18 protein-coding genes are annotated in these 23,840 nt (G+C 60.3%); 12 read left to right on the top strand and 6 right to left on the bottom strand.

From position 1 onward, the window contains the following. The first annotated feature begins 85 nt into the window (after positions 1-85). Positions 86-2,008, top strand: coding sequence for an ATP-binding cassette domain-containing protein (locus FXO12_RS09775; RefSeq protein WP_034126642.1), 1,923 nt, complete (start codon positions 86-88; stop codon positions 2,006-2,008). A gap of 182 nt (positions 2,009-2,190) precedes the next feature. Here the strand turns inward: FXO12_RS09775 and FXO12_RS09770 are convergent, their stop codons facing one another. Continuing rightward, positions 2,191-2,631, bottom strand: a complete 441-nt coding sequence (locus FXO12_RS09770) for a universal stress protein (RefSeq protein WP_034126643.1) — start codon at positions 2,629-2,631, stop codon at positions 2,191-2,193. Positions 2,632-2,736: 105 nt separating this feature from the next. Here FXO12_RS09770 and FXO12_RS09765 point away from each other — a divergent pair, with 105 nt between their 5' ends. From FXO12_RS09765 to FXO12_RS09730, 8 genes are all read left to right on the top strand, one after another. Beyond that, positions 2,737-3,174 (top strand): hypothetical protein, encoded by a 438-nt coding sequence (locus FXO12_RS09765; protein ID WP_057975691.1) that lies wholly within the window; start codon positions 2,737-2,739, stop codon positions 3,172-3,174. A 21-nt stretch (positions 3,175-3,195) separates the two neighbouring features. Continuing rightward, positions 3,196-3,366 carry a hypothetical protein gene (locus FXO12_RS29390; protein ID WP_196492034.1) on the top strand — a complete coding sequence of 57 codons (171 nt, stop codon included), beginning with the start codon at positions 3,196-3,198 and terminating at the stop codon, positions 3,364-3,366. A 365-nt stretch (positions 3,367-3,731) separates the two neighbouring features. After that, positions 3,732-5,879: a fatty acid oxidation complex subunit alpha FadB gene (fadB, locus tag FXO12_RS09755; RefSeq protein WP_003189649.1), complete on the top strand. Its 2,148-nt coding sequence runs from the start codon at positions 3,732-3,734 to the stop codon at positions 5,877-5,879. A 29-nt stretch (positions 5,880-5,908) separates the two neighbouring features. After that, positions 5,909-7,084 carry an acetyl-CoA C-acyltransferase FadA gene (gene fadA / locus FXO12_RS09750; protein ID WP_003189650.1) on the top strand — a complete coding sequence of 392 codons (1,176 nt, stop codon included), beginning with the start codon at positions 5,909-5,911 and terminating at the stop codon, positions 7,082-7,084. A 98-nt stretch (positions 7,085-7,182) separates the two neighbouring features. Further along, the gene (locus FXO12_RS09745; protein WP_003189651.1) at positions 7,183-7,419 is read left to right on the top strand and encodes a DUF1653 domain-containing protein; all 237 of its coding nucleotides are present in this window, start codon (positions 7,183-7,185) and stop codon (positions 7,417-7,419) included. 114 nt (positions 7,420-7,533) lie between these two features. Next, the gene (gene topA / locus FXO12_RS09740; protein WP_003189652.1) at positions 7,534-10,155 is read left to right on the top strand and encodes a type I DNA topoisomerase; all 2,622 of its coding nucleotides are present in this window, start codon (positions 7,534-7,536) and stop codon (positions 10,153-10,155) included. A gap of 219 nt (positions 10,156-10,374) precedes the next feature. Next, a complete protein-coding gene (locus FXO12_RS09735; protein ID WP_054898792.1) occupies positions 10,375-10,896 on the top strand; it encodes a DUF6586 family protein in 522 nt (173 codons plus the stop codon). Positions 10,897-11,690: 794 nt separating this feature from the next. Further along, positions 11,691-11,924: a hypothetical protein gene (locus tag FXO12_RS09730; protein WP_003189656.1), complete on the top strand. Its 234-nt coding sequence runs from the start codon at positions 11,691-11,693 to the stop codon at positions 11,922-11,924. 37 nt (positions 11,925-11,961) lie between these two features. Here the strand turns inward: FXO12_RS09730 and sulA are convergent, their stop codons facing one another. Then, a complete protein-coding gene (gene sulA / locus FXO12_RS09725) occupies positions 11,962-12,435 on the bottom strand; it encodes an SOS-induced cell division inhibitor SulA (RefSeq protein WP_005786162.1) in 474 nt (157 codons plus the stop codon). A 10-nt stretch (positions 12,436-12,445) separates the two neighbouring features. Next, positions 12,446-13,054 (bottom strand): transcriptional repressor LexA, encoded by a 609-nt coding sequence (gene lexA / locus FXO12_RS09720; RefSeq protein ID WP_160049609.1) that lies wholly within the window; start codon positions 13,052-13,054, stop codon positions 12,446-12,448. 263 nt (positions 13,055-13,317) lie between these two features. Between lexA and FXO12_RS09715 the strand changes: the two genes are divergently transcribed. Both FXO12_RS09715 and nagZ read left to right on the top strand, forming a co-directional pair. Then, positions 13,318-14,025, top strand: coding sequence for a TetR/AcrR family transcriptional regulator (locus FXO12_RS09715; protein WP_034126647.1), 708 nt, complete (start codon positions 13,318-13,320; stop codon positions 14,023-14,025). 135 nt (positions 14,026-14,160) lie between these two features. Beyond that, complete coding sequence (gene nagZ, locus FXO12_RS09710; RefSeq protein ID WP_019818244.1) at positions 14,161-15,171, top strand: beta-N-acetylhexosaminidase; 1,011 nt, start codon at positions 14,161-14,163, stop codon at positions 15,169-15,171. 101 nt (positions 15,172-15,272) lie between these two features. On the opposite strand, the gene FXO12_RS09705 is transcribed toward nagZ, so the two are convergent. Genes FXO12_RS09705 through mfd form a run of 3 tightly spaced genes read right to left on the bottom strand, consistent with a single transcriptional unit; the run spans position 15,273 to position 21,999 of the window. Beyond that, entirely contained in the window at positions 15,273-17,963 is a 2,691-nt protein-coding gene (locus FXO12_RS09705; RefSeq protein ID WP_160049608.1) for a DEAD/DEAH box helicase, read from the bottom strand. A 9-nt stretch (positions 17,964-17,972) separates the two neighbouring features. Next, positions 17,973-18,539: a CsiV family protein gene (locus FXO12_RS09700; RefSeq protein ID WP_034126649.1), complete on the bottom strand. Its 567-nt coding sequence runs from the start codon at positions 18,537-18,539 to the stop codon at positions 17,973-17,975. Positions 18,540-18,549: 10 nt separating this feature from the next. Further along, positions 18,550-21,999 carry a transcription-repair coupling factor gene (gene mfd / locus FXO12_RS09695; protein WP_057975694.1) on the bottom strand — a complete coding sequence of 1,150 codons (3,450 nt, stop codon included), beginning with the start codon at positions 21,997-21,999 and terminating at the stop codon, positions 18,550-18,552. A gap of 340 nt (positions 22,000-22,339) precedes the next feature. Here mfd and FXO12_RS09690 point away from each other — a divergent pair, with 340 nt between their 5' ends. Next, positions 22,340-23,803: a glyceraldehyde-3-phosphate dehydrogenase gene (locus FXO12_RS09690; protein ID WP_032873405.1), complete on the top strand. Its 1,464-nt coding sequence runs from the start codon at positions 22,340-22,342 to the stop codon at positions 23,801-23,803. Positions 23,804-23,840: the final 37 nt, after the last annotated feature.

Here is a 23,840-nt window from a genome sequence, read left to right as displayed (position 1 = left end):
CTACAGAACGTGTCTATACAGAAAATCCCGACCGCATCCCACCTTCAACTCAGGTAGAATGCGCGCCCAGTTTTTGGAGAAGCGTATGACCCTGCTCAAATTCAGCGATGTGTCCCTTGCTTTCGGCGCCATGCCGTTGTTGGACAAGGTGTCCTGGCAGATCGCCCGTGGTGAGCGGGTGTGCATCATCGGCCGCAACGGCACCGGCAAGTCCAGCATGATGAAGCTGGTAAAAGGCGACCAGAAGCCCGATGACGGCTCTGTCTGGCGTGCCCCGGGCCTCAAGATCGGCGAATTGCCGCAAGAATTGCCGGTGGCCGACGGACGGACAGTGTTCGACGTGGTAGCCGAAGGCCTGGACGGCGTAGGCGAGTTGCTCGCGCAATACCATCACCTGGCACAGAACTGCGTCACCGAAGAAGACCTGGACAAACTGATGCACGTCCAGCAAGACCTCGAAGCCCGTGATGGCTGGCGCTTGCAGCAACTGGTGGACAGCACCCTGAGCCGCCTGCAACTGCCGGCCGACAAGACCCTCGCCGAATTGTCCGGCGGCTGGCGTCGTCGCGTGCTGCTGGCCCAGGCCCTGGTGTCCGAGCCGGACCTGCTGCTGCTCGACGAACCGACCAACCACCTGGACATCGGCGCCATCGCCTGGCTTGAAGAAGCCATCAAGGACTTCCAGGGCGCCGTGCTGTTTATCACGCACGACCGTGCATTCCTGCAGAGCCTGGCCACGCGCATCCTCGAGCTGGACCGTGGCGGCCTGATCGACTGGAACGGCGACTACGCCAGCTTCCTGGTGCACAAGGAAGCCGCCCTGGCGGCTGAAGAAACCGCCAACGCGCTGTTCGACAAGAAGCTGGCCCAGGAAGAAGTCTGGATCCGCCAGGGCATCAAGGCCCGTCGCACCCGTAACGAAGGCCGCGTGCGTGCCTTGAAAGCCTTGCGCGTCGAGCGCAGTGAGCGCCGCGAGCGTACCGGCAAGGCCAATATCCAGCTCGATACTGCCGACAAGTCGGGCAAGCAAGTGATGGTGCTGGAGAACGTCAGCTTCCATCACCCGGACGGCCCGTTCCTGATCAAGGACTTCTCCATGGTCCTGCAGCGTGGCGATCGTATCGGCCTGCTGGGCGCCAACGGTACCGGCAAGACCACCTTGCTCAAGCTGATGCTCAGCGGTCTGCAACCGACCAGCGGCAAGGTAGAAGAGGGCACTCGCATCGACGTGGCCTACTTTGACCAGTTGCGCCACCAGTTGGACCTGGAAAAGACCGTGATCGACAACGTCGCCGAAGGTCGCGACTTTATCGACATCGACGGCCAGAGCCGCCACGTACTCAGCTACCTGGGCGACTTCCTGTTCAGCCCGCAACGTGCGCGCACGCCGGTCAAGGCTCTGTCTGGTGGTGAGCGCGCGCGCCTGCTGCTGGCCAAGCTGTTCAGCAAGCCGGCCAACCTGCTGGTGCTCGACGAACCGACCAACGACCTCGACGTGGAAACCCTGGAACTGTTGGAAGAGGTCTTGCTGACCTTCAACGGCACCGTGCTGATGGTCAGTCACGACCGGGAATTCCTCGACAACGTGGTCACCAGCACCCTGGTTTTCGAAGGCGAAGGCAAGGTGCGCGAATACGTGGGCGGTTATCAGGACTGGCTGCGTCAGGGCGGCTCGCCGCGCCTGCTGGGCGTGACCGAGAGCAAGTCGGGCAAGGCCGACCTGAACACGGCGGTGGTGGCGCCGGTCGCTGCCGAAACGCCTGCACCGGCTGCTGAAGCTGCGCCTGCCAAGAAAAAGCTCAGCTACAAGTTGCAGCGTGAACTGGAAGCCTTGCCAGGCGATATCGATGCCAAGGAACAGCAGATCGCTGCGGTCGAAGCGGAAATGGCTGACGCCGGCTTCTACCTGCGCCCTGCGGCAGAAACCGCCAAGGTCATCGCCTCTCTGGAGACGCTGAACCAGGAGCTGGAAGCGTTGGTTGAGCGTTGGGCCGAGCTGGATGCCTGACTGATCGACCCGCAATAAAAAAGCCCGGCGCTCTTCTATGAGCGCCGGGCTTTTTAATATGAAATGCGATTCAACTGTGGGAGCTGGCTTGCCTGCGATAGCAGTCTGTCAGTTGATGCATCGGGTGGCTGATACACCGCTATCGCAGGCAAGCCAGCTCCCACATTAGACCTTCATCGGTCTTACGAACTCTTTACCAGTTTGACGGCCAGTACATCGCACGGTGCGCCGTGCAATACATCATTGGCGGTCGAGCCCAGCAGCAGTGCCAAACCGTGTCGCCCATGACTACCCACTACGATCAGGTCACAACCCTGTTCTTTGGCCAAGTGGTGGATTTCCTGGCGCGGTTGGCCGTAGGTAAGATGGGAATTTTCCTTGCTGACCTTGGGATACTTGAGAATCAAGCGGTCAAGGCGCTCCTTGGCCTGGTCGAACTGTTGCTGCTGCAGTTGGGAAAGGTCCATTGGCACGTCACCACCAAAGGCCATAGCCATGGGCTCGACGATGTGTACCAACGACAGTTTGGCGCCATTGGCAATCGCGGATTCCTGTGCGCGCTTGATCACTGGATCGCACTCTTCGGTCAGGTCGACAGCGACCAGAATATGTTCGTAGGGCATGAGGCGTTCCTCCAGGGGGCTGCAATAAGTTCAGTATGGCTGCTTTCAAGCGGATGGGGTTGCCGCAGATCAAATCCGCTCATCTAGAAATTCGGGAGTACACATATGACGGTCTGGATAGTGGTGTCAATCCTTGCGGTGGTTTTAAGCCCCCTGGTATGGCTGCGCCCTTCGCGCCAGCAGAGTGGGCGCATGGCCCTGCGCATGGAGGCACGCCGCATCGGGCTGGCCATGCAGTTGGCGCCCCAGGAGTGGCCGCACTGGCTCAAACAGGAGCCGCCGAGCCCGTGCGCGCAGTATTGCCGGCCACGACGCGGCAACGCGCCCGCAACCTGGAGCTACTGGCAGCTGGAGCCCGGGCTGTGGGTCAATCAGTGGCGTGAACCCTGTGTGGATGAGAAGTTGTTGCCGCATTTTGCAACGCTGCCGGCAAACGTCTACAAGGTCGAGGCCGACAAACAAATGATTGCCCTGTATTGGGGCGAAAAGGGCGACGCGAGCGTCCTGAAAGACATCGATGCGCTGCTCAAGGCCCTGGCCTGACCCACACCTGTAGGAGCGAGCTTGCTCGCGAAAATCGCCAACGATAACGCGGATAACCAGGCTATACGCGGCGCTCTCCAGGTTTTCGCGAGCAAGCTCGCTCCTACAGAAAAGCCGGCCAATAAAAAGCCCGACATCATCATCGGGCTGGAGCTGGCCAGGCAGGCCGGTAAATCTGTAGGTTGCCGCTAGCCTAGCCGTGTATTGCGTTCTGTACAGCTTTTTCCCACACCTTTTCTATTATTGATCCTGTGAATATTTGAATATTGGCGGGTGGCCAGCCGGTGGTCCGGGTTCTGAAATGACCGGAAAGTCGCGTTTTTCCTAGCCTTTGGAGCGATTGACAATTGCTCGGAATTGGATGAAGGTGGCGTACCCAAATCAAACGGGCGTATGAATTGAGCGTTTGCCTGTCAGACGACTCATACAAAACCCGACTATCGCACTGGCGGGTGTGCCTGGCGGATTGGCGTGAGCATTGATTCAACTGTCAATGTCAAACCAAAGACCAGCGTCCAGTGTGTACTGTTCAGCTTCCATATCGTGGAGATCAGTTGATGATTTACGAAGGTAAAGCCATCACGGTTAAGGCTCTTGAAAGTGGCATCGTCGAACTCAAATTCGACCTCAAGGGTGAGTCCGTCAACAAGTTCAACCGTCTAACCCTGAACGAACTGCGTCAGGCCGTAGACACCATCAAAGCAGATGCTTCGGTCAAGGGCGTGATCGTCTCCAGCGGCAAGGACGTGTTTATCGTCGGCGCTGACATCACCGAATTCGTCGACAACTTCAAGCTGCCCGATGCCGAGCTGGTGGCTGGCAACCTCGAAGCCAACAAGATCTTCAGCGATTTCGAAGACCTCAACGTGCCGACCGTTGCTGCCATCAATGGCATCGCGTTGGGCGGCGGCCTGGAAATGTGCCTGGCGGCAGACTTCCGCGTCATGTCTGCGACGGCCAAGATCGGCCTGCCGGAAGTCAAGCTGGGCATCTACCCAGGCTTTGGCGGTACCGTGCGCCTGCCGCGCCTGATCGGTGCCGACAACGCGATCGAATGGATCGCCGCCGGCAAGGAAAACAAAGCTGAAGATGCACTGAAAGTCGGTGCTGTCGACGCTGTGGTTGCCCCGGACAAATTGGCCGAAGCCGCGCTGAACCTGATCAAGGGCGCCATCAGCGGCGAATTTGACTACAAGGCCAAGCGTCAGCCGAAGCTGGAAAAACTCAAGCTCAACGCCATCGAACAGATGATGTCGTTCGAAACCGCCAAAGGTTTCGTGGCCGGCCAGGCCGGCCCGAACTACCCGGCGCCGGTGGAAGCGATCAAGACCATCCAGAAGGCCGCGAACTTCGGTCGCGACAAAGCCCTGGAAGTGGAAGCGGCAGGCTTCGTCAAACTGGCGAAAACCTCGGCGGCCCAGAGCCTGATCGGCCTGTTCCTGAACGATCAGGAACTGAAGAAAAAGGCCAAGGCCTACGACGAAATCGCCAAGGACGTGAAACAGGCCGCCGTACTCGGCGCCGGTATCATGGGCGGCGGTATCGCCTATCAGTCGGCGTCCAAAGGCACGCCGATCCTGATGAAAGACATCAACGAACACGGTATCGAGCAGGGCCTGGCCGAAGCCGCCAAGCTGCTGGTGGGCCGCGTTGATAAAGGTCGCATGACCGCTGCAAAAATGGCTGAAGTGCTTAACGGCATTCGCCCTACGCTGTCCTACGGCGATTTCGGCCACGTCGACCTGGTGGTCGAAGCGGTTGTCGAAAACCCGAAGGTCAAGCAAGCCGTACTGGCTGAAGTGGAAGCCCAGGTCAAAGATGACACCATCCTGGCCTCCAACACCTCGACCATTTCCATCTCGCTGCTGGCCAAGGCCCTCAAGCGTCCGGAAAACTTCGTCGGCATGCACTTCTTCAACCCGGTGCACATGATGCCGCTGGTGGAAGTGATCCGTGGCGAGAAGTCCAGCGAGCTGGCCGTTGCCACCACCGTTGCCTACGCCAAGAAAATGGGCAAGAACCCGATCGTCGTCAACGATTGTCCGGGCTTTTTGGTCAACCGTGTGCTGTTCCCGTACTTTGGCGGTTTCGCCAAGCTGGTCAGCGCCGGTGTGGATTTTGTGCGCATCGACAAGGTCATGGAAAAATTTGGCTGGCCCATGGGCCCGGCGTACCTGATGGACGTGGTCGGCATCGACACCGGCCACCACGGTCGCGACGTCATGGCTGAAGGCTTCCCGGACCGCATGAAAGACGACCGTCGTTCGGCTGTCGATGCACTCTACGAAGCCAAGCGCCTGGGCCAGAAGAACGGCAAGGGCTTCTACGCCTACGAGACCGACAAGAAGGGCAAGCAGAAGAAAGTGGCCGACCCGTCGGTGCACGAAGTACTCGCTCCGGTCATCTACGAACAGCGTGAGGTGTCCGACGAGGACATCATCAACTGGATGATGATCGCCCTGTGCCTGGAAACCGTGCGTTGCCTGGAAGACGGCATCGTCGAAACCGCCGCCGAAGCCGATATGGGCCTGGTGTACGGCATTGGTTTCCCTCCATTCCGTGGTGGTGCGCTGCGTTACATCGACTCCATCGGTGTGGCCCAGTTCGTTGCCCTGGCTGATCAGTACGCTGATCTGGGCCCGCTGTACCACCCGACCGCGAAGCTGCGTGAAATGGCCAAGAATGGCCAGAGCTTCTTCGGTTAAGTGCCCAGACGACTAGAGCGAGAATATTTATGAGCTTGAATCCAAGAGACGTCGTGATCGTCGACTTCGGTCGTACGCCGATGGGCCGCTCCAAGGGCGGCATGCACCGCAACACCCGCGCCGAAGACATGTCGGCGCACCTGATCAGCAAAGTGCTGGAGCGCAACACCAAGGTCGACCCGAACGAAGTCGAGGACGTGATCTGGGGCTGCGTCAACCAGACCCTGGAGCAGGGCTGGAACATCGCGCGCATGGCGTCGTTGATGACCCAGATCCCGCACACCGCGGCCGGCCAGACCGTCAGCCGTCTGTGTGGTTCGTCGATGAGCGCGCTGCACACCGCTGCGCAAGCGATCATGACCGGCAACGGCGATGTATTCGTGGTCGGCGGCGTGGAGCACATGGGCCACGTCAGCATGATGCACGGCGTCGATCCTAACCCGCACATGTCCCTCTACGCGGCGAAAGCCTCGGGCATGATGGGCCTTACCGCGGAAATGCTCGGCAAAATGCACGGCATCACCCGTGAAGCCCAGGACGCCTTCGGCCTGCGCTCCCACCAGCTCGCCCACAAGGCGACTGTGGAAGGCAAGTTCAAGGATGAAATCATCCCGATGAACGGCTACGACGAGAATGGCTTCCTGAAACTGTTCGACTACGACGAAACCATTCGTCCGGACACTACCCTGGAAAGCCTGGCGGCCCTCAAGCCAGCCTTCAATCCAAAGGGCGGCACCGTGACAGCCGGTACTTCCTCGCAAATCACCGATGGTGCTTCGTGCATGATCGTGATGTCGGCACAGCGTGCCCAGGACCTGGGTATCCAGCCGCTGGCGGTGATTCGTTCGATGGCAGTGGCGGGTGTGGATCCGGCGATCATGGGCTATGGTCCAGTACCGGCCACACAAAAAGCCTTGAAGCGCGCAGGCCTTTCCATCTCCGATATCGACTTCTTCGAGCTCAACGAAGCTTTCGCCGCACAGGCCCTGCCAGTGCTGAAAGATTTGAAAGTACTCGACAAGATGAACGAGAAGGTTAACCTGCACGGCGGTGCGATTGCCCTGGGCCACCCATTCGGTTGCTCCGGTGCACGTATCTCTGGCACTTTGCTTAACGTGATGAAGCAAAATGGCGGCAACCTTGGGGTTGCAACCATGTGCATTGGTCTCGGCCAAGGCATCTCTACCGTCTTCGAACGCGTCTAAACGTTCGGTTGACGGAAGCCGGGGCCCAGTGCCCCGGTTTTTGTTTTTTGGAACTTTTAAATATTTTTTTTCAACAAATTTTGCATGAGGGCCAGAGCATGAAAGTCGAACCAGGGCTCTACCAGCATTACAAGGGGCCGCAGTACCGTGTTTTCAGCGTGGCGCGCCACTCTGAAACCGAAGAAGAAGTGGTGTTTTACCAAGCGCTGTATGGCGAATACGGCTTTTGGGTGCGCCCTTTGAGCATGTTCCTGGAGACCGTCGAAGTTGACGGCGAGCAGGTCCCGCGCTTTGCTTTGGTCACGGCCGAACCCAGTCTTTTTACAGGGCAATAACGGCAGGTCGCGCAGAATGCTGCGCTTGACCTCATCCGGTTGCCACTATATATAGCGTTGCCGCGTCAGGCGCCAACTGCCTTTCACTTCTCGAATTCAGGAATTTTCCGATCCATGGGCAAATCGCTGGTCATTGTGGAATCCCCGGCTAAGGCCAAGACCATCAACAAGTACTTGGGCAACGAGTACGTGGTGAAGTCGAGTATCGGCCATATCCGAGACCTGCCCACCAGCGGTTCGGCTAGCGCCAGCAAGGAGCCTGCCGCCAAGCGCGGCAAGGCCGCCGCGGGCGAGGGTCCGGTACTCACGCCTAAAGAAAAAGCGCGCAAGCAACTGGTTTCGCGCATGGGTGTGGACCCGGACCATGGCTGGAAGGCCAAGTACGAAATCCTTCCGGGCAAGGAAAAGGTCATCGAAGAGCTGCGCCGGCTCGCCAAAGATGCTGACACCATCTATCTCGCGACGGACTTGGACCGCGAAGGGGAAGCCATTGCCTGGCACCTGCGCGAAGCCATCGGCGGTGATGACAGCCGCTACAAGCGCGTGGTGTTCAACGAAATCACCAAGAAAGCCATTCAGGAAGCCTTCTCCAAGCCGGGCGAGCTGGACATCGACCGTGTCAACGCCCAGCAGGCCCGTCGCTTCCTCGACCGCGTCGTCGGCTACATGGTCTCGCCACTGCTGTGGGCGAAGATCGCTCGTGGCCTGTCCGCCGGCCGTGTGCAATCGGTTGCGGTGAAGCTGGTGGTGGAACGTGAGCGCGAGATCCGTGCGTTCATTCCTGAAGAATACTGGGAAGTCCACGCCGACCTCGGCACTGCCAAGGGCGCCAATGTGCGCTTTGAAGTGGCCCGTGAGAAAGGCGAGGCCTTCAAACCGCTGAACGAAGCCCAGGCCATGGCCGCGCTGGAGAAGCTCAAGGCTTCCAGCTACAGCATCGTCAAGCGTGAAGACAAACCGACCAGCAGCAAGCCGTCGGCGCCGTTCATCACCTCCACCCTGCAACAGGCCGCGAGCAACCGCCTGGGCTTCGGGGTGAAGAAGACCATGATGATGGCCCAGCGTCTGTATGAGGCTGGCTACATCACCTATATGCGTACGGACTCCACCAACCTCTCGCAAGACGCGGTGGCGATGGCGCGTACCTATATTGAAAGCGAATTCGGCAAGACCTACCTGCCGGAGAAGCCGAACGTCTACAGCAGCAAGGAAGGCGCACAAGAGGCTCACGAAGCGATTCGTCCTTCTGACGCCAACACCACGCCTGCCAAGCTGAGCGGCATGGAGCGCGACGCTGAGCGCCTCTACGAGCTGATCTGGCGCCAGTTCCTGGCTTGCCAGATGCTGCCGGCGCAATACCTGTCTACTACCGTCAGCGTGGGCGCGGGCGATTTCGAGTTGCGTGCCAAGGGCCGTATCCTCAAGTTCGACGGCTACACCCGTGTGATGCCGCAGATCGCCAAGCCTGGCGATGATGATGTGCTGCCGGACATGGCCCAGGGCGACACGCTGAAGCTGATCAAGCTCGACCCGTCCCAGCACTTCACCAAGCCACCGGCGCGTTATTCCGAAGCCAGCCTGGTGAAAGAGATGGAGAAGCGCGGTATCGGTCGTCCGTCGACCTACGCGGCGATCATCTCCACCATCCAGGACCGTGGCTACGTTGCGTTGCACAACCGTCGTTTCTATTCGGAAAAGATGGGTGACATCGTGACCGAGCGTCTGTCGGAGAGCTTCTCCAACCTGATGGACTACGGCTTCACTGCCGGCATGGAAGAGAACCTCGATGACGTGGCCCAGGGCGAACGCGACTGGAAAAACGTGCTGGACGAGTTCTACGGCGACTTCAAGAAAAAACTCGAAGTGGCTGAGAACCCTGAAAACGGTATGCGCGCCAACCAGCCGGTGATGACGGATATTCCGTGTACCACCTGCGGTCGCCCCATGCAGATCCGTACCGCCTCCACTGGCGTGTTCCTCGGTTGCTCGGGCTACAGCCTGCCGCCCAAAGAGCGCTGCAAGGCGACCGTCAACCTGGTGCCGGGCGATGAAATCGCGGCTGACGACGAGGGTGAGTCCGAGTCGCTGGTACTGCGTGGCAAGCACCGTTGCCCAATCTGCAGCACGGCGATGGACGCCTACCTGCTGGACGAGAAGCACAAGCTGCATATTTGTGGTAACAACCCGGATTGCAACGGCTACGAGATCGAAGAGGGCACCTATCGCATCAAGGGCTATGAAGGCCCGAGCCTGGAATGCGACAAGTGCGGCAGCGAGATGCAGCTCAAGACTGGCCGTTTCGGCAAGTTCTTCGGGTGCACCAACCCAACCTGCAAGAACACCCGCAAACTGCTGAAAAGCGGTGATGCGGCGCCGCCGAAGATGGACCCGGTGAAAATGCCCGAGCTCAAGTGCGAGAAGGTCAACGACACCTACATCCTGCGTGACGGCGCTTCGGGGCTGTTCCTGGCTGCGAGCCAGTTCCCGAAAAACCGCGAGACCCGTGCGCCACTGGTGATGGAGATCGTGCCGCACAAGGACGAGATCGATCCGAAGTACCACTTCCTGTGTGAAGCGCCGAAGAAGGACCCGGATGGTCGTCCAGCCGTGATCCGCTACAGCCGCAAGACCAAGGAGCAGTACGTGCAGACCGAAGTGGACGGCAAGCCTACTGGCTGGAAAGCGTTCTACGACGGCGGCAAGTGGAAGGTCGAGGACAAGCGCCAGGGCGCTTGATCCGCTAGTCTGTTAACGCCAAAAGCCGTCTGTATAGACGGCTTTTGCTTACTGTAGGATTGAGTTTGTTGTGGCGAGCAAGCTTGCTTGCGCTGGGGTGCGAAGCGCCCCCAATAGCTGGCGACTGCTACGCAGTCGAGCGGGAGCAAGCTCCCTCGCCACAGCAAGCTCGCTCCTACGCAGTCAGCATCACGCCTATTCGTTGTGGAGATTGCCGTCATGGCCAACGAACTCTATACCCGTACCAATCAGAAAATTTACTTCGCGGGTTTATCCCTGGAGGCCCTTGGCCGTGCCGAGGAAGGGAAAGAGATGAACGCCATCGCGCTGGTACAGGCGGGGCGCGAAGCGGCGTTGTTCCACCTGTACGGTGCCTTGCTGGGGCTGTGCCATGAAATCGCCGGGTTCTACCGCCTACCCCAGGCCGGTGCGCCGCGTGCAGAAATGATCATGAATCGTGAAGTGCTGGACGCCATGGCGATCCCCGAGTTGGCCGAACTGGTGGAAATGGCCCAGAGCCCCGACAGTTGGGTGGCGCGGCTGCTCAAAGCACATGCGGATATGTTTCAGCCGCCGCGTATTCCCCATGTGCCCAAGGGGGATGTCACCCAGCCGCTGATCGTCGCCGTGGCCTTGGAACAGGATGAGCCCAAGCCTTTGAGCCGCGAAGAGTTGGAAGGCTGGCGCCAGGAGTTGAAGAAGATGGCGCTGCGCTTTCGTGAAGGGCTCAACGAGTGTTGAAGGAGTAAATGAGGGGGCTGGCTGCGCAGCGACGCTGAACCTGTGGCGATGGAGCTTGCTCCCGCGACGGCCGGACGGCCGACGCTTATCTACCTGACGCCCTAGGATCCAAATGTGGGAGCTGGCTTGCCTGCGATGGCGGCCTGCCAGGCGACACCTATCTACCTGATTCCCTGCGATCAAACTGTGGGAGCTGGCTTGCCTGCGATGGCGGCCTGACAGGCGACCCTGTTATACCGAGTACATATCCATTCCTGCGGTAACGGCCACTTAGGGTTCCGCCTGACGTGGGGTCACTTTCGAAAAGCGCGAAAGTAACCAAAGCGCTCTTGCCCCACCACTCGGCACCTCGCTTAGGCTCGGTGTGCCCGAACACAGCCTTGAATCCGTGGGCCGCCGCCACGCGCCATCCATGGCGCGGGGCGGCTAACCCGGCGTCCTGCCGGGTTACCCACGAATTCAAGCCTGCGTACGGCCAGCGTGGTTTAACGGGGCGTCTAAAGCCAGATCAAGATCACAAGCAGATCAAGATCAAGAGCGGCTCGCTTCGCATCGTGGTTACCGTTGGCTGCTACAGCTTGCAAAGTTCTGTGATGCCCATGCTGAGATAGAGGCGAGTCAGAAAAGCCCTGAGATAACTGACCCACCGCCATCGCAGGCAAGCCAGCTCCCACATTGATTAGCGTTTTGCCAGGGCACCATTCATCAAGCCGTCAACAAACCTGTCCATATCTCCTGCGAGGCTGGGTGGATGACTGATATAATCCCAGGCCTTTCGTGGAGAACAGACTTTTATGCCAACGTCCTTTCTGGAAATTGTTGAACTGCCTGACGGCCGAATCGAACTGCGCCGGGCGGAGGACGAGGGTTCTCTGGTTATTCTGGATTTCTCCGAAGACGCCAAAGTCTTCCTGCAAGGCCAGCACGTCGAAGTGGCTAAAGCCATGTTGAGCGTGGGTGTGCAGATGGCAGGTCGCCTTGCCGAAGGCGAGCCGGAGAAAGAAGAAGGGCCGCGCGTTCTTCACTGAGTCCTTCGTGAAGGCTGCTTCTGTGGCGCGCCCATCATTACCCCAATCGAATATTCAAACTCTGTGCATCACCCGTGCGCGCAGCGCTGATCAGTTGCTGCTTGGCGCTGGCATTCAGCGGGTTCAACCAGCTCACCACCGTATGGCTACGGCCCAGGCGCAAGGCTTCGCAGGTTAGTTGCTGGGCGCTTTGTGCGCCGCGTGGTTGCAGCAACAGGATACGCTCGCGGTTGAGTCCGGCGTCCCGCAGCCAGGCCTGGGTGAGGCTGGCGGGCGGGGCGATCAAGGTCAGCCAGCGGGCGTCCTGATCTTCGCTCAATTCGCGCAGGATAGGTGCCAGCAGGTTCAGGCAGCTCTCAGCCGCACCGCGCAACGACAATTCACTGAACGCCTCAGGTTCGCCGCCCCAGGGGGCTTCGACCGTTTCCTTGAGGATTGGCGCAAGGGGCTGGGCCATGAAGGCCTCGAACAGCGACAGTTGTGTGTGTTGTGGGGTGTGCACGAGCTGCATGATGCCTCCTTTAACGGCGAATGACGCCGACACTCAAGCCTTCGATCACCAGGTCCTGGTCTTTCAGGTTGACTTCGATCGGGGCAAACTCAGGGTTTTCGGCCAGGAGCCAGACCTTGCTGCCTTCGCGCTTGAAGCGTTTGACCGTGACCTCGTCGCCGATACGGGCAACGACGATCTGGCCATTGCGGGCTTCGCGGGTGGTATGCACGGCCAGCAGGTCACCGTCGAAGATGCCCACGTCCTTCATGCTCATGCCGTGCACACGCAACAGGTAGTCGGCACGCGGATGGAAGAAGGTCGGGTTGATGTTGCAGGATTCCTCGACGTGCTGCTGCGCCAGGATCGGCACACCTGCGGCGACGCGACCGATGATCGGCAATGTCGACTCGTCTGCCTTGGCTTCGAAGCCAGGGATGCGAATACCCCGCGAAGCACCGGGGGTCATCTCGATCGCACCTTTGCGAGCGAGTGCCTTGAGGTGTTCCTCGGCGGCGTTCGGGGACTTGAACCCCAATTCCAGGGCAATCTCCGCACGGGTAGGCGGGTAACCATTGTCATCAAGGCAGCGCTTGATAAAAGCCAGAATCTCAGCTTGGCGTGGCGTCAGTTTTAGCATGTTGATCGCTCTGTCTTTTTATACAGTGACTGGGATTATATACAGTGAACTGCGCTTGGCAATCATCCTTTTTGGCGGCTCCGCTGGACGGTCATCCGTCAGCCGTCCTACAGAGCAGAAGCGGCGCTGCCTACAGAGCTGCGAGGATATGATTAAATAGCGGTGAAACAGATGACCGACCAGCCGCAAAGCGGACCCGCAGGCTTGACAAGACACACTCTGAAACGTATGTTTCAAACAAGTGTTTGTCAGGCGGAGTAGCCATGGCCCAGTCGGAAACCGTTGAACGCATTCTCGATGCTGCCGAGCAATTGTTCGCGGAAAAAGGATTTGCTGAAACTTCATTGCGTCTGATCACCAGCAAGGCTGGGGTCAACCTGGCCGCCGTGAATTACCACTTCGGCTCGAAAAAGGCTCTGATCCAGGCGGTGTTCTCACGCTTTCTGGGCCCGTTCTGCGCAAGCCTCGACCGTGAGCTGGAACGCCGCCAGGCCAAGGCCGATCACAAGCCCAGCCTGGAAGAGCTGCTGGAAATCCTCGTGGAGCAAGCGTTGGTCGTGCAGCCCCGTAGCGGCAACGATTTATCGATCTTCATGCGCCTGCTTGGCCTGGCGTTCAGCCAGAGCCAGGGCCACTTGCGCCGTTATCTGGAAGACATGTACGGCAAGGTGTTCCGCCGCTATATGCTGCTGGTCAACGAAGCGGCGCCGCGTATTCCGCCTATCGAACTGTTCTGGCGTGTGCATTTCATGCTCGGTGCCGCAGCTTTCAGCATGTCGGGTATCAAGGCGTTGCGGGCAATTGCCGAGACCGATTTCGGTGTGAACACGTCCATCGAGCAAGTCATGCGCCTGATGGTGCCGTTCCTTGCCGCTGGCATGCGCGCCGAAACCGGCGTCACCGACCCGGCCATGGCCACCGCCCAGTTGCGCCCGCGCAGTAAAACCGTACCGGTCGCCGCCAAGGTTTGATCGCTGCGGGTGGGCGCGGTCGCTTGCATCCGCTAAGCTAGCCGCCATGCCGATTTCAGCTATTTATTCACAACCCGTCGTCCTTGCCCTGCCTGGTAGGGACCACGGGTTGTGTGCGTTATTTAAGGAAGGTTTATGACTGCTGCCCTGCAAGGTTCTTTGATGGTCGACGTCGCCGGTACCTGGCTCACGGCCGAGGATCGTCATCTGTTGCGCCAACCGGAAGTGGGCGGCCTGATCATTTTTGCGCGCAATATCGAGCACCCGCGTCAGGTTCGCGAATTGAGCGCAGCCATTCGCGCAGTGCGCCCGGACCTGCTGCTGGCTGTGGATCAGGAAGGCGGCCGCGTACAGCGTCTGCGCCAAGGCTTCGTGCGCCTGCCGGCCATGCGTGCGCTGGCGGATAACCCCAACGCTGAATACCTGGCTGAGCAGTGCGGCTGGATCATGGCCACCGAGGTGCTGGCGGTGGGCCTGGACCTGAGTTTTGCCCCCGTGCTGGACCTCGACTACCAACGCAGCGCCGTGGTCGGTACCCGTGCTTTCGAAGGCGACCCCGAGCGCGCTGCCGTGCTCGCGGGTGCCTTTATCCGTGGCATGAACAGCGCCGGCATGGCCGCCACCGGCAAGCACTTCCCTGGCCATGGTTGGGCCGAGGCCGATTCCCACGTCGCCATTCCCAATGACGAGCGCAGCCTGGAGCAGATTCGCGCCAACGACCTGGTGCCTTTCGCACGCCTGAGCAAGCAATTAGCCGCCGTGATGCCGGCGCACGTCATCTACCCGCAGGTCGATGCCCAGCCTGCTGGTTTTTCGCGTCGCTGGTTGCAGGACATCCTGCGCGGTGAGTTGCAGTTCGACGGGGTGATCTTCAGCGATGACCTGTCCATGGCCGGGGCCCATGTGGTCGGCGATGCGGCCAGTCGTATCGAAGCGGCGCTGACCGCCGGTTGTGACATGGGCTTGGTGTGCAATGACCGTGCGGCGGCCGAGCTGGCGCTCAGTGCAGCACAGCGGATGAAGGTCACGCCATCGGCGCGGATTGCGCGTATGCGTGGGCAGGCGGTTGCGTCGACTGATTACAAACAGGATCCGCGTTGGCTGACAGCGCTTACTGCGTTGCGCGATGCGCAGTTGATCGACTGAAAACCGAAGCGCGGCCATCGCAGGCAAGCCAGCTCCCACATTTTGATTTGTGAATACAGTCAGGTGTGGGAGCGGGCTTGCTCGCGAAGGCGGCCGAACAGTCAGCGCTTCTCTTGCTTGTTGGGCAACGGCGCAAACAACGCTTCAATCTCGTCATTGCCCAACTGCCAATCCCCCGTGGTTCGCCCATCCAGCACGCCCGCAGCCAGATCGGACTTCTCCTTCTGCAAATGCTGGATTTTCTCCTCCACTGTGCCCCGGGCAATCATCTTGTACACGAACACCGGCTTTTCCTGCCCGATGCGGTACGCACGGTCGGTGGCCTGGTTTTCCGTGGCCGGGTTCCACCAGGGGTCATAGTGGATAACCGTATCGGCTTCGGTCAGGTTCAAGCCGACGCCGCCGGCCTTCAGGCTGATTAAAAAGATCTGCAACTTACCGCTCTGGAAATCCTTCACCGGTGTACGTCGATCCCGCGTCTGGCCAGTCAGCAGGGCGTAGGCAATGCCGCGCTTTTTCAGTTCGGCCTCGATCAGGCTCAGCATCGAGGTGAACTGTGAGAACAGCAGGATCCGGCGGCCTTCGGCAAACAGCTCGTCGAGCATGTCCATCAGGCTGTCGAGCTTGCCCGAGCTGCTGCCACGGGCGGGCAGGGTGGCGTCGTTGACAAGGCGCAAGTCGCAGCACACCTGGCGCAGTTTAAGCAGGGCTTCGAGGATGATGATCTGGCTGCGGGCCACGCCCTTGCGGGTGATCTCGTCGCGGACCTTTTTATCCATGGCCAGGCGCATGGTTTCGTACACGTCGCGCTGAGCCTCGTTGAGATCGACCCAGTGGATGATTTCGGTCTTGGGTGGCAGTTCGGTTGCCACTTGTTCCTTGGTGCGGCGTAGCAGGAAGGGTTTGATCCGACCGTTGAGGTGCTGCAAGCGCACGTCACTGGCGCGTTTTTCAATCGGCACGCGGTAATCACGGTTGAAGCTCTTCACGTCGCCCAGCCAGCCCGGCAACAGGAAGTGGAACAGCGACCAAAGCTCGCCCAAGTGGTTTTCCAAAGGCGTGCCGCTCAGGCACAGGCGCTGGCGGGCATTCAGCTCGCGTGCGGCCTGGGCCGCCTTGCTGGACGGGTTCTTGATGTACTGCGCTTCATCGAGGATCAAGACGTGCAAGGGCAGGGCGGCGAGCTGTTCAATGTCCTTTGGCAGCAGGGCGTAGGTGGTCAGCAGCAGGTCGTAGTCATTCAGGTTGGCGAAATGTTTCTTACGTCCTGCGCCATAAAGTGCCTGCACTCTCAGCTGCGGGGTGAAGTGCGCCGCCTCATCGAGCCAATTTGGAATCAGGCTGGTAGGCATTACGACCATGCACGGCCGATCAAGGCGCCCTGCGTTTTTTTCGGTAAGGATGTGCGCCAGGGTCTGCAAGGTTTTGCCCAGGCCCATGTCATCCGCAAGTATCCCGCCCACCTCCAGTTGGCGCAGCGACTGCATCCAGCTCAGACCTTCCAGCTGGTAGGGGCGCAAGGTCGCATTCAGGCCTTCGGGCGCCACGCAGGTGAAATCCTTGATATCGCGCAGACGCTGGGCGAAGTTGCGGATCTTCTCGCCGCCTTCCCATTGCAGAGGCAGGTCTTCCAGCGGGTTGAGGCGTATGGCGTCGGCCTTGGCCAAGCGCAGCGCGGTGGTGCCGGCTTCCTGCAGGTAGAACTCGCCGAGGGTCGCCAGTACCGGCTTCAAGCGGCCGTAGGGCAGCGCCACTTGCAGCGGGCCGTGGCCGTTGGGCAGGCCGGGGATGTTCACCAGGATCAGCTCTTCATCGCGGCGCCGCGCGAGTTTCTCCGGGTTGAGGATCTCGGTATGAGAGCGCATCAGGTTCAGCAGGATCGGCAGCAGGCTCAAGCGTTCGCCGTTGACGATGATGCCCAGCTCCAGGTCGAACCAATCGCGTTCCGGCCCTTCATCGACCGTGGCATACCAGTCATCGACGGGGCTGAGGTCAAAGCCGAAGTCTTCATCGATCTGCAGCTCCCAACCCTCGGCACGCAAAGTGGGCGACACATTGAGGGTGAAGTTCAGCCAGGCACTGTCATTGACCATCTCGAACAGCTCGCCGGCACTTTCCGGCAGGGCCTTGCTCTGGCGCGTGGCGATCTTGAAGCCAAGCAGGCGCAGGTGTTCGCGATAGGCCTGCTCTTGCTCGGGTTGGCGCTTGATCCGCAAGCTCTGCGTCTCCTGGCGCACAATGATGTCGGCATTTTTTTGCCCGCTGACATAGTTGCCCAGGTAGTTGAACGACAGCGCCGCACGGTGCTGGATATAGCGCTGCATCTTGCCGTTGCGCGGCTCGAACGCGCTGAATTCCACGCTGGCCAGCCACAGGCGTGGCACCGGTTGCACGTCGTCCATCACCACCTGCGGCAGGACAACGCGGTTATCGAGCACGGCCTGGAGTTTTTCCAGCAGTTGCGCATCCTGGGCCGCTGCCGGGTAGGCCAGGGTTTCCTGAACCTTGAGCAGCACCGCCGCGATGTGTTTGCAGTTGGTGTGCACCGGGCACGTGCAGCGGCTGTCCACCAGGATCAGCAGGCCCTTGGCCGATTCGCGCAGTGAGATGGTCTGGCGGTAAACATTACCGCCCGAGCCTTCGCAACTGGCGGTGATGGTGCTGTCGCCGCATTCGACGATGCGCACGCGGTTCTCCAGGGCGTAGCCTCGCCCGCGCTCGAGGCTTTGCTCTTTGAAGCGATTGGCCCACGAAGGGGCCAGGGGTTTGGTCAACGACGACGTCAGGGGCATGGCGCGCAATCAGTCCTGAAGGTCGGGCGGTGGTGCGCTGGGTGGCTTGGCGGTCAGCGAGGTGATCTTGATCAGCAGCGCCAGGTGGCCGCCGTCCAGGTAGTTGAGCTGGTTGTTCTTGGTGCGCACGTCTTTCTGGCTCAAGTGTTCGCTGGCGATCACGCTGCCGTTGCCGTCGAACTGGTTGATCCAGAAATCCGCGTCGATATCGGTAAAGCGCCCCAGTTGCAGGCTCAACACCCCTTCGATAGGGAACTGGCCGAACTGCTCCTGACCGTCGGTGATGGCCACTTTCACCGCTTGCTCGCCCAGGTTCTGTTCCCAGGCCTTGTGGGCGAGCACCGTGTAGTTGGTGTCGGCGCGCAGCTTGTCGACGATATTGCCCAGGCGCGGCGGGCTCATCCGCTCACCCAGGCGCGGCGCGCCCGCATCCCAGTTTTCCGGGGCGGCGCGGCTGCTGATCACCGGTTCTGCATTCTGGCGCACCAGGATCATTTCCACCTGATACAGGCTGTCGGCAAAGGCCGAAGGTGCGAGTACCACCAACAACAGGCTCAAAATGCGGAACACGCGCATGGGGGCGTCCTTAAACGGATTTCGGAATGAGGCGTTCAAACAGCGCCTCCAAGGTGTTGAAGCGTTCTTCGGCACGTTCCATCGGCACCATGAACTTGAACAGCGTAGCCCCTTCGAACTTGTAGCGGTTGGGCTGGCCCTGGATCAGCTTGATCAGCACCAACGGGTCGACCGGTGTCTGCGCTTCGAATTCGATACGCCCGCCTTGCGGCCCGGCGTCGACTTTCTTGATGCCCAACTGCTCGGCCTGCAACTTGAGCAGGGTCAGGCGCACCAGGTTCTTGGTCGGTTCCGGCAGCAGGCCGAAACGGTCGATCATCTCTACCTGCAAGTCTTTGAGGCCTTCTTCGTCGGCCGCCGAGGCAATGCGCTTGTACAGGATCAACCGTGCATGCACATCCGGCAGGTAGTCTTCGGGAATCAACGCCGGCAAGCGCAGGTTGATCTCCGGGCCGCCGCCCAAGGGTTGGTCGAGGTTCGGTTGTTCGCCTTTGCGAATGGCTTTTACCGCGCGTTCGAGCATCTCCATATACAGCGTGAAACCCACCGCCTGGATCTGCCCGCTCTGGCCGTCGCCGAGCAATTCACCGGCACCCCGGATTTCCAGGTCATTGGTGGCCAATACAAAGCCGGCCCCGAGGTCTTGGGTATTGGCGATCGCTTCCAGGCGTTTTTCCGCATCGGAAGTGATCTGCTGGCGCGGCGGTGTGAGCAGGTAGGCATAGGCCTGGTGGTGACTGCGCCCGACGCGACCGCGCAATTGGTGCAGCTGCGCCAGGCCGAACTTGTCGGCACGCTCGATGATGATGGTGTTGGCGCTCGGCACGTCGATGCCGGTCTCGATGATGGTCGAGGCGATCAGCACGTTGAAGCGCTTGTGGTAGAAGTCGCTCATCACCTGTTCGAGTTCGCGCTCGCGCATCTGCCCATGGCCAATGGCGATACGGGCTTCCGGCACCAGCTCGGCGAGGTCGGCGGCGCATTTCTCGATGGTTTTTACATCGTTGTGCAGGTAATACACCTGGCCGCCGCGCAGCAGTTCGCGCAGCAGGGCTTCCTTGACCGTGCTCTTGTTCTGCTCCATCACGAAGGTGCGCACCGACAGGCGACGCGCCGGTGGCGTGGCGATGATCGACAGGTCGCGCATGCCCGACACCGCCATGTTCAGCGTGCGCGGAATTGGCGTGGCGGTGAGGGTGAGGATATCGACTTCACTGCGCAGGGCCTTGAGCTGTTCTTTCTGGCGCACACCAAAGCGGTGTTCTTCGTCGATGATCACCAGGCCCAGGTTCTTGATCTTCACATCGTCCGACAGCAGCTTGTGAGTACCGATGACGATGTCGATTTTGCCCTCGGCCAGATCGGCGACGGCGGCATTCACTTCCTTGGCGGACTTGAAGCGGCTCATCACCTCCACGGTCACCGGCCAGTCGGCAAAGCGATCGCGGAAGCTGTTGTAGTGCTGCTGGGCGAGCAGGGTGGTTGGCACCAGGATCGCCACCTGGCGACCGCCGTGTACCGCAATAAAGGCTGCACGCATGGCCACTTCGGTCTTGCCGAAGCCCACGTCGCCGCACACCAGGCGGTCCATCGGCTTGGGCGCGAGCATGTCGGCGCGCACCGCTTCGATGGTGGTTTGCTGGTCCGGGGTTTCTTCGAAGGCGAAGCCCGCACTGAAGGTGGCGTAATCGGCTTTGGGGTCAGCGAAGGCATAACCTTCGCGGGCAGCACGGCGGGCATAGATGTCGAGCAGTTCGGCGGCCACGTCGCGCACCTGTTCGGCGGCCTTGCGCTTGGCTTTCTGCCAGGTCTCGGAGCCCAGGCGGTGCAACGGCGCCAAGGCGTCGTCGCTGCCGGTGTAGCGGGCGATCAGGTGCAGGTTGGCCACCGGCACGTAGAGCTTGGCGCCCTCGGCGTATTCCATGGTGAGGAATTCGGCGGCCTGGTTGTCGATCTCCAGGGTCTGCAAGCCCAGGTAGCGGCCTACACCGTGGTCGATATGCACCACCGGCGCGCCTTCGCGCAGCTCAGTGAGGTTCTTGATGACTGCATCATTGTTGGCGTCTGCGCGTTTTTCCCGGCGACGGCGTTGCATCACGCGCTGGCCGAACAGCGGGCTTTCGGCGATCAAGGCCAGCGCCGGGTCATCCAGCTGCAGCCCTTCGTCCAGCGGCGCGATGGTGATTGCCAGGCGCTCTTTGCTGGCGACAAAGTCCGGCCAGCTGTCGACGGTTTTCGGCCGCAGCTTCAGGCGTTCCAACAGCTCCAACAGCACTTCGCGACGCCCGGCGGATTCGGCGGTAAACAGCACGCGGCCCGGGAAGTCACCGAGGAAGTTAGACAGCGCCTCCAGCGGTTGCGTGGCTTTGGCCTGGATCGCCAGATCGGGCAACGCGCTCGCCGGGAAACGCTCGCGGCCGCTGCCGGCGTCCACGTCCTGCTGGCTGGCGACCACACGTGGCCAGTTTTTCAGGCGCGCGAAGCAGTCTTCAACTGGCAGGAACAGTTCAGCGGGCGGCAGTAAAGGCCGTGATGGATCGACGCGGCGTTCTTCGTAGCGGTTGCGCACATCGTTCCAGAAGTTTTCCGCCGCCTGTTCGATACCCGGCAGGGAGAACACCTGGGTGTCCTGGGGCAGGTAGTCGAAGAGGGTGGAGGTTTCGTCGAAGAACAACGGCAGGTAGTACTCGATACCGGCAGGTGTAATCCCGCTGCTCAAGTCCTGGAAGATCGGGCAGCGACGGAAGTCCACATCGAAGCGCTCACGAAAGCGCGCCTTGAAGCGTGTTACCGCGTCTTTTTGCAACGGGAATTCCCGCGCCGGCAGCAGCTTGATCGAGTCGACCTTGTCGATGGAACGCTGGTTCTCCGGGTCGAAGGTGCGCAGCGTCTCGATCTCGTCATCGAACAGGTCGATGCGGTACGGCAACTTGCTGCCCATCGGGAACAGGTCGATCAAAGCGCCGCGCACCGCGAACTCACCGTGCTCGTACACCGTGTCGACGCAGCGGTAGCCGCTGGCTTCCAGGCGCGTGCGCATCTGCTCGACGTCGAGCTTCTGGCCCACGTCCAGCACCAGGCTGCTGCCGAGCAGGAACTTGGTCGGTGCCAGGCGGTGCAGGGCGGTGGTGATCGGCACCACCAGCACGCCGTGGGCCAGTTCCGGCAAGCGGTACAGGCTGGCGATGCGCTGGGAGATGATGTCCTGGTGCGGCGAGAACAGGTCGTAGGGCAGGGTTTCCCAGTCGGGAAAATGCAGCACCGGCAAATCCGGGGCGAAGAAGCTCAGCTCCTGCTCCAACCGTTCGGCACTTTGGCTGTCGGCGGTGAGCAGCAGGGTAAAGCGCTTGGCTGCGCTGGCAGCCTCGGCAATGGCCAGGCTCAGGGCGGCACCGGGCAGGTTGCCCCAGTGCTGTTTACCTGCCGCGGCAGGGAGTAGCGGTAGACGCAGAACGGGCACGGAAGGTTGAGCTCCAAGCGTTGCGACAAAGTCGGTAATTGTAACGGCCCCAGGTGCCGCCTGTCAGTTGCTGACTGTGCCTATTACGGTTTGCAGGAAATGTAGTGGCTAAGACAAACAATGGCGGGTTTTGACTCAATATGTAGTGCCAAAAAGCGCGAATGTTTAGGAGAGTTACGGACAAGTCGGCCTGCTCGCCAAACTAGTGGCCTTCTGGAACCCGCGTGTTTCCTGGGCTGTAGCGCGGTGGTATTTTTTTGCAAGGGCTTTTTGTTGCCCTTCGCGCATTGCTCAACGCTCAGTCGGGCGACATAATGTAGCCCCTTTTTTCTGCCCCTACATGTGGAAGGTTCCCGTGACTCAGAAGCCCGACCAGTGTCTTGGTGAATGGATCGACCGTGAAGCACTCGCTGAAGCGATGATTCCGCTTATCGGTCAGCTGTACCGCAATAACAATGTGGTGAGCTCGATCTATGGCCGCAGCCTGATCAACCAGTCTGTCATCGCGATTCTCAAAGCGCACCGCTTTGCACGCCATCGCTCCGCCGACGACAGCGAACTCTCCGTCCACGAAACATTCCCACTGCTCAAAGCCATGAGCGAGCTCAAGCTCGGCGCGGCTTCGGTAGACCTGGGCAAGTTGGCCTACAAATTCCGTAAAGAAGGTGCCGGCCGCACTGCCGAGCAGTTCGTACGTGAAGAAATGGCCGATGTGGTTGGCCAGCAAAACGCTGCCGCCCGCAAAGGCACCGATGTGGTGTTGTACGGCTTTGGCCGTATCGGCCGCCTGCTGGCGCGCATCCTGATCGAGAAAACCGGTGGTGGCGACGGCCTGCGCCTGCGTGCCATCGTGGTGCGCAAAGGCGCCGAGAACGACCTGACCAAGCGCGCCAGCCTGCTGCGTCGCGATTCGGTACACGGCTCGTTCAATGGCACCATCACCATTGACGAAGAAAACAACACCATCACCGCCAACGGTAACCTGATCCAGGTGATCTACGCGAAGAACCCGACTGAGGTGGATTACACCCAGTACGGCATCCAGAACGCCTTGCTGGTGGACAACACTGGCGTATGGCGTGATGCCGAGGGCCTGGGCCAGCACCTGGCTTGCCCGGGTGTCGACCGCGTTGTGCTGACCGCGCCTGGCAAGGGCAAGCTCAAGAACATCGTGCACGGCATCAACCACGCTGAAATCACCGCTGACGACAAGATCGTGTCCGCCGCTTCCTGCACCACCAACGCCATCGTGCCGGTGCTCAAGGCTGTGAATGACAAGTTCGGCATCGTTAACGGCCACGTTGAAACCGTTCACTCGTACACCAACGACCAGAACCTGATCGACAACTTCCACAAAGGCGATCGCCGTGGCCGTAGCGCCGCGTTGAACATGGTGATCACCGAGACCGGTGCTGCCACTGCCGCTGCCAAGGCTCTGCCTGAGCTGGCCGGCAAGCTGACCGGTAACGCGATCCGCGTACCGACGCCGAACGTTTCGATGGCCATTCTCAACCTCAACCTTGAGAAAGCCGCCACCCGCGAAGAGATGAACGAGTACCTGCGCTACATGGCGCTGCACTCCGACCTGCATAAGCAGATCGACTTCGTCAATTCCCAGGAAGTGGTCTCCACCGACTTCGTTGGCTCGCGCCATGCTGGTGTGGTGGACGCGGAAGCGACCATCACCCAGGACAACCGTGTTGTGCTGTACGTGTGGTACGACAACGAGTTCGGCTACAGCTGCCAAGTGGTTCGCGTGATGGAAGACATGGCTGGGGTCAACCCGCCTGCGTTTCCGCGCTAAGCCTTTGCGCTGAATGAAGAAGCCCCGACTGGTTCGG

It is taken from the genome of Pseudomonas sp. J380, assembly GCF_009827115.1.
Lineage (GTDB): Bacteria > Pseudomonadota > Gammaproteobacteria > Pseudomonadales > Pseudomonadaceae > Aquipseudomonas > Aquipseudomonas paracarnis.
Note: the sequence above shows the minus strand (reverse complement) of the source record. Positions and strands in the feature narration are given on the sequence as shown.